This is a genomic window from Halalkalibacter flavus, assembly GCF_036663575.1.
GTDB classification, from domain to species: domain Bacteria; phylum Bacillota; class Bacilli; order Bacillales; family Bacillaceae_D; genus Halalkalibacter; species Halalkalibacter flavus.
The window spans coordinates 1-9,070 of the sequence record NZ_JAWRVK010000079.1; the positions used below are offsets into that span (position 1 = coordinate 1).

Below are 9,070 nucleotides of genomic sequence, written 5' to 3' on the forward strand. Positions count from 1 at the left end.
TTAACAAAATAAGAAATCTGTTTAAATACTTTTTTAAATTTGCTTTATACATATAATCCCCCATTGGCTATTTTACTACTTCAAGTATTCTGCTTCGTTAGTCAAAAAGCGTTCCTGCTGCTAATACAGAAACGCTCCCGTTGATTGAATAAGTCCAATTACTTTATAAATTAGCTAAAACTCAATTACTTAAATCAAAGCGTGCTATTTCTTCTTCCTCGGCATAAATAACCAATGTGACTTCCATAGCATTCTTAATAATTTCATCTAATTGTTCTTGCGTTGGAGTCAATCTCATATCTAGTTTTTCTTTTAATGCACCCAAATTAAATTCAAATGTATATTCCTCTATTTTAGCGAAGTAGAGGGGAAAAAGTGTAGGGACAAAATTATTTGAATTATCGGAAAATCACCCTCTACCTGTTGAGTTAAATGAATAAAACCTTCTGCATCTGAAGGAATAATTTCTCTAATCACCATTACATCTCTCTCCTAATCATATTTGAATATAATCATTATCATTGATAAGTTAAACTTCTCTTTACTTCAACAAGAAAAAGCGATTACCTTTAGTGAGCAATCGCACCCCGTTACTTGAAACAGATTTTTATAATTTGAAAAGAACCATAAGTTTTATAACAGTTATATAAACAACAAAAAACAAGCCAAGCCCTTTTAAAATAAGTCGACCGTAGTACCTTTTCCAAAATTCATTGGATCTAGTATGGGTCTCGGTCGTCACTGGTTTAGTTATCGCTTTAACATCAATCGGTGAATTAATAAGTTCATACAACTTATGGCATTCTGAACAACGATCTAGATGTTCCCTAACTACCTTATTTGTTTTTGGGGAGCAGTCACCTTCTACATAAAGTGGCAAAAGATCTCTAATTAAGCTACACTTCATTGGTATCATCCTTTAGTCTACATAAGTGCTTGCGAAGCTCAAGCTTTGCACGGTGTAAGTTTGTTTTTACCTTTGACAGCTTCCACCCTACAATTTCACCGATTTCTTCATAGGACAGCTCCTGGTATTCTCGTAAAATCAACACAGTCTGGTAATCTTCCTTTAATGAATGGATGGCTGCTAAAAGTTGAGCTTGCCCTGCTTTTGTAGTTACGACATCTTCTGGATTTTTGTATGTTTTTTGTTCTAATGAGAATGTTTCTTCAATGGGATGTTGGCTATATTTTGTTTCACGTCGATACCAGTTAATAAAGGTATGATGCGCTATGGTATACAACCATGTTCGTACACTTGATTTTCCTTTAAAAGAAGCTAACCCATTAAAAGCTTTTAAAAAAGTATCTTGAGTCAGGTCTTGAGCTAGCTCTTTTTGTTTCGTTCGTTGATATAGGTAACGGAAGATTTCTTCGTAGTAAAGAGCATACAGGTCCTCTAAAGTTCTCCAGTTACTCATTTACCACAAATACCAAATGGACATCCAAATCGCGAGAAGGAGGAAAAGGCTGTATAACAGCATCGTCATTACTCGAATTCCCCAAATTTTCTCGCTGTCCTCTTGAAGGACTGGATTTCCTTCGTTGTCCTTTCCTGATTTTTGACAATGTGCACATGCTTCCTCGTGCTCCATCATCCATTGTTTCGTTTCATCCTCCACTTCCTCTTCGATATACAAATCATACAAATCTTGAAATATAGCACACGCATCCTTTTTATTCATAAAGGGAAACCCACTCTTTCGTTTCAATATCAACTAAGTAGAGACGGTGCTCTGCTTTTTTATACGGCTGGATCACTAGTAACCAAGCCACTCGTATTTGATCATTTTCATCAATAACATGAGTTAACCTTGCTCTTGAGGCATAGGGTGTAAAGTCGATAGAATTTGCAACAGCGTCATAAGCTTCTTGACTAGAGGCAACTTTAACACTTGTATTCGGTTGGTTAAAATAATCGATGTTCTTCGAATAAGTAAAAAGAGGTTCACCTTCTGTATAGCCAAATTGATGAACAAAGACAAGTTTCGTACCTTCTTGTTCTTGTTCTCTCCATTCCCAAAAATTCGAGATACGTTCTCGCTTCCAGTCATCAATTTGAACTTTCTTCCAAGCTAATACTTTATATTCGAGCTCATTAAAATCGATGGTTGTGTAGTCAGCTAAGTCTCCACCAAAATACAAAACTTCTCCCGTACGACCATCCAGCTGAATTGAATGGTGATTAATAGTGGAAATATTAATATCGATCGTTCGGTTACTATACCCATACGTTACATTATCAACTACATATTCAGGCATCTCTTCACCCAACATTTCGTACCATTCTTGTAAAATGAACTCAATATCATCAGACGTTATTAATACATCTTTTAACGTTTCAACGGGATATAAGTTTAAACGTTCATGAAATTCAACTAGAGATTCCTTTTCCCACGTAAAAGTAGTGTTCATCCATACATCTAAGATGGAGCCATCGTCATATTTAGGCACCATTTCCACATGAATACGGTTTTCTTCTTCAGTAACAGTGGTGTGAATTTGATCATCACCTAGCAATGTTCTCCCCATTCGTTCTAACAACTCCTTGGAAAGATCAACGTATTCTTGGGCAGAAAGCATCTCGCCTTCTGGTTCGGTGTGACGATGAACATTCATGACCTCTCCTGACACCCCGTCAATATCAACAAGATAGTTTTTTGACCTTAACCAATAACGATTATGAAAGTCTTGGGTTTCAGGCTGACGAAATGAAAATTGCTCTTCATTTGTAATTTTCATCGCTAACATTTTCGCCTCTTCTATTTGAATTAAATTCGTAGTTTCAAAATATCGTAATCTCAATTCCGCATCGGTAGAAGCAAGCGCCATATCTGCCGCATTATAAAGAGGGTTGGTTAAGACAAGGAACAAAATAGCCATTACCAGGATAAACGGCTGTTTCAACTTTTCAAGTACCTGTAATGGACTTCTATTTATAAGATGATATACCATTAATAATCCTAAAAAAATAAGAAGATTCGATACTTCCATCATATCTACAAAACCAAACACGTAAAACATTAACGAGCATGTGCCGACAATTATATAAAAGGGAATAAATGTTTTCCAGCTAAACTCCCAATAATTAATAAAAAATAAGTAAAGACTTCCTGCAATGATGGACAGGATGATAATAAAGCCAATCACATCTATAAGAATTACTTCTCCTCTAATAGCATAAAAGAAAAAGCTAGTTAAAAGCTGCAATGCCGGAAGCGTCAGAACGGCGATATCAAAGGTGTAAAAAACGCCCTTGTTCTTCTTTTGCTTCATTGTAACCATATAATAAAACCCGACAACAATGATGTAACCGAAAAATAAAAAATGTAGAAACTGCCGTAAAGACGGCTGTCGATCGTAAAAAACAGTCGTAATTTCCATTATACTAACTTGATGTAGCATTTCAATCGATAATCCAATGAGTAAAACAAAGCGCACGATAAAACCTACATAGATGGCTGCCTTTTCACCATTCCATTTTCTTAGAAAAAACGACACTAAACCATAAACGGCTAATGCAGTTAGCGTCCATTGAATAATGAATTTACTAAAATGACTTAATAGAAAAAAATTTTCAATATGCAAGACAAACCTGCTAATGATTTCCATTGCTAAACACCTTCTCAAATTTTCTATGAGCTCATACTTTTTAGACAATCGGAAAGGAGAAAAGTTTCAAAAAAAATGAAAAAGGTGAAACTATTTAAGTAACGGGTTCAGATATGGGAGGGAAAACGTGAATTCGCAAACTATAACAGTGCATTTAGCAATCCAATCCCAAACAAATTAACACTACAATTAGCGCACAAAAACGCATAGACTTTGGGGGTAACCACCCTCTACCTCTACCCCAATACCCAAAAGTGGCTTTTTTCCTTTAATCGCCATCTTATCAAGTAAATTATCATCAGTTACTAATGTTGCTTTACCATTCACTCTTAATGTCTCACCTAACCCTGGTATAAAAAAGAGTAGACCTATTCTTGGGTTCGATAAAATATTTCGCATTGAATCTATTTTTTTATTTCCTGGTCTTTCGGGTATTATTAAATGCTTTTCATTTATCACTTGAACAAATCCTTCATCATCACCTCTTGGAGAAACATCACAAAATCCTAATTTATCAGAGGTTGATATAACCAAAAACGGTGATTTTGAAATAAACTCTAAACAATTTTGGTCAAGATATGAAATTACTTTTTTATTTACTAACTCGCTTGGAAAACCAATAATCTGTCGTAATTGTTCCTCCGTATCAATCGTGTTTTCAAAATAATTTTCTTTCATAATTACACCTCTAAAATTCATTTATTACCTCATATAATAATACTTCTTTTTCCATTAACCTGCTTCGTTAGTCAAAAAGCGTTCCTACTGCTGTTAAGCAAACCGCACCCGTTAGCGAAATAACTATAAACTCTCTGGTAGGTAATTCTTATACATCTCTAATGCATCAGTATGCTTCTTTAACACAGCTATCGTTTTCGTATTTGGCTTTACATATATAACTGGATAGTCCTTTTCATCATATTTCTCTTGAATTGGAAAAGCTAATTTTTCTTCATCAATTGCAAACTGGGCATCTATTCCTTCTTTATTTCCACGAGCATCCAACCTTACCCATTTATTAAGTGATTTTAAGAAAACAGCACTCAAAGCGTGAATACAATACCCTTTTTCTGGCGTATCAAACAACATCAAACGTTGATAACAGAAACCTGCTGCAATTCCTTGTGAACGTAATAAAGATGCTAATAAATTAGATTTTGCATAGCAAATTCCCTCTTTATAAGCTAAAACGTCTGATGCAATACAAGTTACTCGTTTTCCTTGAATGTCCCAAGAATGGGATATTTCATCACGAACAAACTCAAAAGCTACTTTTACTTTTTCAATTTCCGTTTGTGACGGATTAAAAAGCTCCTCTACTTTTGCTTTAATTATAGGATTAGAATAATTTACTTCATCTAATTCAAGTATATAATCATCTAATTTTTCGGACTCACAAATCATCATCATTTTAACTCCACTCCTTTTTTGTATAATTATCTATCCGTCGTTATTATTTTAAATAACAAAAGAAGAGATTGTAGGAGAAATGATATCAACTAACCTGCCTCATTAGCGGAATAAAGGAGCTGCCGTTATGACAGCTCCAGTTCTTTCATTAAAGCACTCCGTTGAAGAAATCTATTGAAGAAGAGCATCTGTACTTCTGCTTAGAGGCGACTTAATACTGTAATATAGCAACCATGTAGGATATTGTGTTTGATGCCCTTAAACTCTTTATCTAAGTGTGTATAAATTTCATCCAGTATATTATTTCTCTCATTTTCATCAAAACCAGATAGCCACGATAGTGAACCTACTCTTCCGCACCATTCTTCATTTGTAAAAGTTACGTTGTAGTTAAACTTATAAGTTTCTTGTAAGTCAAATTGATGTTCTTGCCATTCTTTAAACCACTCTACTGGAAAACCGTTAATCATCTGTTTTGAATTAGCCTTTGAACCTGCAGATTTCAACTTCCCGTTTGGCATATGTCCTTTTATAATTTCAAGCGTATCGACTATAACTTTACTTTTAGAAAGAAACCCTGAATCCATAACAATCAATGAGCCATTGTCCTTCAAAATCCTTTTAATTTCAGTAAGAGTATTATCACTATCAAACCAATGCCAAGCTCTTAACACAGCAATATAATCATATGTATCTTCCAACAAGGTTGTAGATTCCGAAAAGGCATGAACATACTTAATCATATACCCTTCATTTTTATCAATTTCTTTAGCTTCTTGGATTAACTCATAAGATGGTTCTACACCAATAACAACTGCTCCTTCCCTGTGTAATGCTCTACTTAGTACACCAGTTCCAGAACCTAAATCTGCCACTTTTTTATTGTTAAAATTAATGCCTCTACGTTTTAAACTTTCCAATAGCTCGATAGGCTAAACTCCTGCTCGTTGCTTAAATAACCGTCGTTTTGATTTTAATATTAATTTCCTTAAGTGGCGCGCAAACAGAATAATGCGTCCCTGTTTTATTCCAGAAAAGTACCCTTTAATACCGATTTGAAAGTCTGATTTGCAATCTATTAGTTGTTGAATTAACCTGCTCGTAAGCACAAGAAGCGATCGCTCTTATCGAACAATCGCACCTGTTAGTTTAAGGACATTTTTTCACAATGTTAGTAAAACTAGATTTTTTTTGATGCGCAGTATCGTTGTACTGTACATTAAATAAAGATGTTTTTTTATCTTCTTTGCAATAATAGTACCCAATCACTTAATCTTAGTATATAAACACTAAAAGCCACCTGATTAAAGGTGGCTATTTTCATTAATTTCCAAATAATCCCAAATCCAAGTAATGGTCAAAAGAAAAATTAATAACGTTCTTCAATTATTGGGGCAGATTGCTTAAATACCGTATTTATATACAAAACATATATGTCAGTCTATAAAACCCCTGCAACCATAAACTTTTATTGCTAATTAAAGCATAGATAATTTTATCGTTCGAGATCATTCTTTCTACTTACATTATACTATTAATTATAAATTATTTATAGACTTCAATTTCTAAAGTTCCTGTCCTATACTGTTTTATACAAATTTTAAATTATAAGAGGTGTATCAGTATGAATGACAAAAAAAGTGTTTTAGATAATGGTCCTTTCTTTCATGGTACTAAAGCAGAACTAAAAATTGGAGATCTACTAAAACCGCAACACTTATCGAATTACCAAGACAAAAAATCTAACTATATATATTTCACAGCAACATTAGATGCTGCAAAATGGGGTGCTGAATTAGCAACATCTAATTCAGCAGAAAGAATTTACATTGTAGAACCATTAGGTGATTTTGAAAATGATCCAAACTTAACTGACAAAAAATTTCCTGGGAACCCAACACGTTCTTATAGGTCTAAATCTCCTTTGAAAATACTTGCTGAATTAAGTTCATGGGAAAGACATTCCGCTGAAGAAATAAGTCATATGCTTACATCTTTAAAAAAGTTACGAGAACAAGGAAAAGCTGTAATAGATGATTAATCTTCAACATCTATAAAATCATGATTAAAAAGAACCATTAATCAACTTGCTTTTACAATTGAATTTCGTCAGCAACGGAGCGCACCGAAAAGCCAAAAGTTAGACCTTGAGTGTCGCCACCCGCCCTACTTTTGACATCTGTACAAATAAAACCGAACTTCTCCCCCTCAATCCCTGAGGGGAACATCCATTCAAAAACAAATTAATAGGTACGCAGTATCCGTCTACTGCGTACCAAGAAATGATGACTTATTTACTCAACTAAAAACTGCCTCGTTTGTTTAATAATAGAAGCGCTGATCCTTCTTTGATCAACGAACCGTTAGTTCTATAAATTATTTCATTGACCTTGCAACTTCCAACATTTAATTTTTTCTTAATAATGTTTTAAAATTTCTGCTGGAGATCACTAGTGTATCCAAAGTAACGGCTGGTCTATTGATTCTGCTACTGATTTTTAGTGAGGAATGGATATCTGATGAGGAGTTTTTGTCACAGAATCTGAAATTTATGGGCATAATAAACTCTATCATCAATTGAAAAAAGAACTTCGAATAAGAAAAATATAGGGAGATTTTAGTCTTCCTATGTTTTCATTCAAATTATTTATCTGTTTGTTTTTGCTTTTTTTTCAAATACTCCGCACGTATTTTTTCAAGTTGCTGCTTTTTATCAAATTTAGCAGGCCTCTGTTTTTCATGAAACTTTGTCACAGCTACCTGACCTTTGGTATCCAATTGATATTTTCCCACTTTGTTCACCTACTTTTCTTGTCTTTAAAGAGAATCTATTCAACAAATTATAATATACCTTATTTTACTGAGTAAACCTTATTACTTTATTATGTACAGCTAACTTTGTATATATCAGTAAAAACAATAAAAACTTAGTAAGATAATTCATCGCCAAATGGTATTCATTTCATAGCTATAATCGAAATAAAATGCCTTGACACTTGCATAAGCCTCAATAATTCTATTTCTTGTTTGTTCAGCACTCTTCTAAAAGTCCAATTTCTTTTAATGTTGGTGATAAGATGTTTTCTAATCACTTTATTTATTTCAGGAGAACCAATCATTCCTATTCCCTTAAACCCTTTGTTACCAACTATTATTAATCAGTTCTTATTAAACTAAACTGCCAGTTTGTTTAAGTACAATCCTTCACAATCTCTTCCTAATTTCAGCATATTTCGTCCACTACGTTATTCAACAATTGGTCCTTTTCAAGAAGAAAGACGCTTTCCTTATTTCGGAAAAGCGCCCTATAATTGAATAATGGATCAGACAATTATTAAGTCAAACTTAATTCATAATGATAAAATTGTGAATCCCTTACGTATCCATTTTTTTCATATAGTCTTTGAGCAGAATAATTATCTGGTGCTGTACTCAGACTAATACTTTTAGCACCTGTTTCAATAGCGTAATCTTTTGCTTTATGTAAGAGCATTTCTCCTGTTCCTTGTTTTCTAACTTCTGCATCTACATACAAGTCATTTAATATCCATGCTCTTTTCATAGATATTGATGAAAATGTAGGATATAGTTGAGTAAATCCTACATACTTTTGTTTGTCTTTAACAACAAATATCACAGAATCATTGCTTTCTAAACGTTCTTTTATGTAAGTCTTACCACCTTCTAAATCTGATGTTTGTTGATAAAACACAAGATACAAATTAAATAAATTTGATACTCCCTCTAAATCTTCAATCGTAGCTTGATATATTTCCATTTGAATTCCCTTCCTATTAGATCAAATTATAACACTTTGTTGAAGTGGAAAATATTATGAACTTTAACTATTCTGAACCTTTAGTTCAATAAGCGTTGCTCCATTAAATAAATGGCCCATTTGGGGAATAACAGAATAAACATTTTTATTGTTATTCCACAATTATTAGTTCATTTAGAGTACACCATATACGTGTGACTGCTAAACTAAATGAGACAGTTCCTGCTAGATAAGATGAAACACTTATTGGCCTGAAATAGACTTTCCAGT

The 9,070-nt window shown here is 33.6% G+C and carries 10 protein-coding genes; 1 reads left to right on the forward strand and 9 read right to left on the reverse strand.

The window, feature by feature from the left end; genetic code table 11:
• Positions 1–607: 607 nt before the first annotated feature.
• The 7 genes from SAY88_RS24040 to SAY88_RS24070 form a co-directional block, all read right to left on the reverse strand.
• Positions 608–907, reverse strand: a complete 300-nt coding sequence (locus SAY88_RS24040; RefSeq protein WP_332634933.1) for a zf-HC2 domain-containing protein — start codon at positions 905–907, stop codon at positions 608–610.
• Positions 897–1,421 carry a sigma-70 family RNA polymerase sigma factor gene (locus SAY88_RS24045; protein ID WP_332634936.1) on the reverse strand — a complete coding sequence of 175 codons (525 nt, stop codon included), beginning with the start codon at positions 1,419–1,421 and terminating at the stop codon, positions 897–899. The genes SAY88_RS24040 and SAY88_RS24045 overlap by 11 nt, the downstream gene beginning before the upstream one ends.
• On the reverse strand, positions 1,422–1,685 hold the full coding sequence (locus tag SAY88_RS24050; RefSeq protein WP_332634937.1) for a zf-HC2 domain-containing protein: 264 nt from the start codon (positions 1,683–1,685) through the stop codon (positions 1,422–1,424).
• Positions 1,678–3,612 (reverse strand): hypothetical protein, encoded by a 1,935-nt coding sequence (locus SAY88_RS24055; protein WP_332634939.1) that lies wholly within the window; start codon positions 3,610–3,612, stop codon positions 1,678–1,680. Before SAY88_RS24055 ends, SAY88_RS24050 begins: the two co-directional genes overlap by 8 nt.
• Positions 3,613–3,801: 189 nt before the next feature.
• Positions 3,802–4,290: an MSMEG_1061 family FMN-dependent PPOX-type flavoprotein gene (locus SAY88_RS24060; protein ID WP_332634941.1), complete on the reverse strand. Its 489-nt coding sequence runs from the start codon at positions 4,288–4,290 to the stop codon at positions 3,802–3,804.
• Positions 4,291–4,413: 123 nt separating this feature from the next.
• Positions 4,414–5,022: a transglutaminase-like domain-containing protein gene (locus tag SAY88_RS24065; protein WP_332634943.1), complete on the reverse strand. Its 609-nt coding sequence runs from the start codon at positions 5,020–5,022 to the stop codon at positions 4,414–4,416.
• A 200-nt stretch (positions 5,023–5,222) separates the two neighbouring features.
• Positions 5,223–5,942, reverse strand: a complete 720-nt coding sequence (locus tag SAY88_RS24070; RefSeq protein ID WP_332634944.1) for a class I SAM-dependent methyltransferase — start codon at positions 5,940–5,942, stop codon at positions 5,223–5,225.
• Positions 5,943–6,646: 704 nt separating this feature from the next.
• Here SAY88_RS24070 and arr point away from each other — a divergent pair.
• Entirely contained in the window at positions 6,647–7,063 is a 417-nt protein-coding gene (arr, locus tag SAY88_RS24075; protein ID WP_332634946.1) for an NAD(+)--rifampin ADP-ribosyltransferase, read from the forward strand.
• Positions 7,064–7,665: 602 nt separating this feature from the next.
• On the opposite strand, the gene SAY88_RS24080 is transcribed toward arr, so the two are convergent.
• Together SAY88_RS24080 and SAY88_RS24085 are read right to left on the reverse strand one after the other, a co-directional pair.
• The gene (locus SAY88_RS24080) at positions 7,666–7,815 is read right to left on the reverse strand and encodes a hypothetical protein (RefSeq protein ID WP_332634948.1); all 150 of its coding nucleotides are present in this window, start codon (positions 7,813–7,815) and stop codon (positions 7,666–7,668) included.
• Between the two features lie 541 nt (positions 7,816–8,356).
• Positions 8,357–8,800, reverse strand: coding sequence for a GNAT family N-acetyltransferase (locus SAY88_RS24085; protein ID WP_332634949.1), 444 nt, complete (start codon positions 8,798–8,800; stop codon positions 8,357–8,359).
• Between the last annotated feature and the right edge of the window lie 270 nt (positions 8,801–9,070).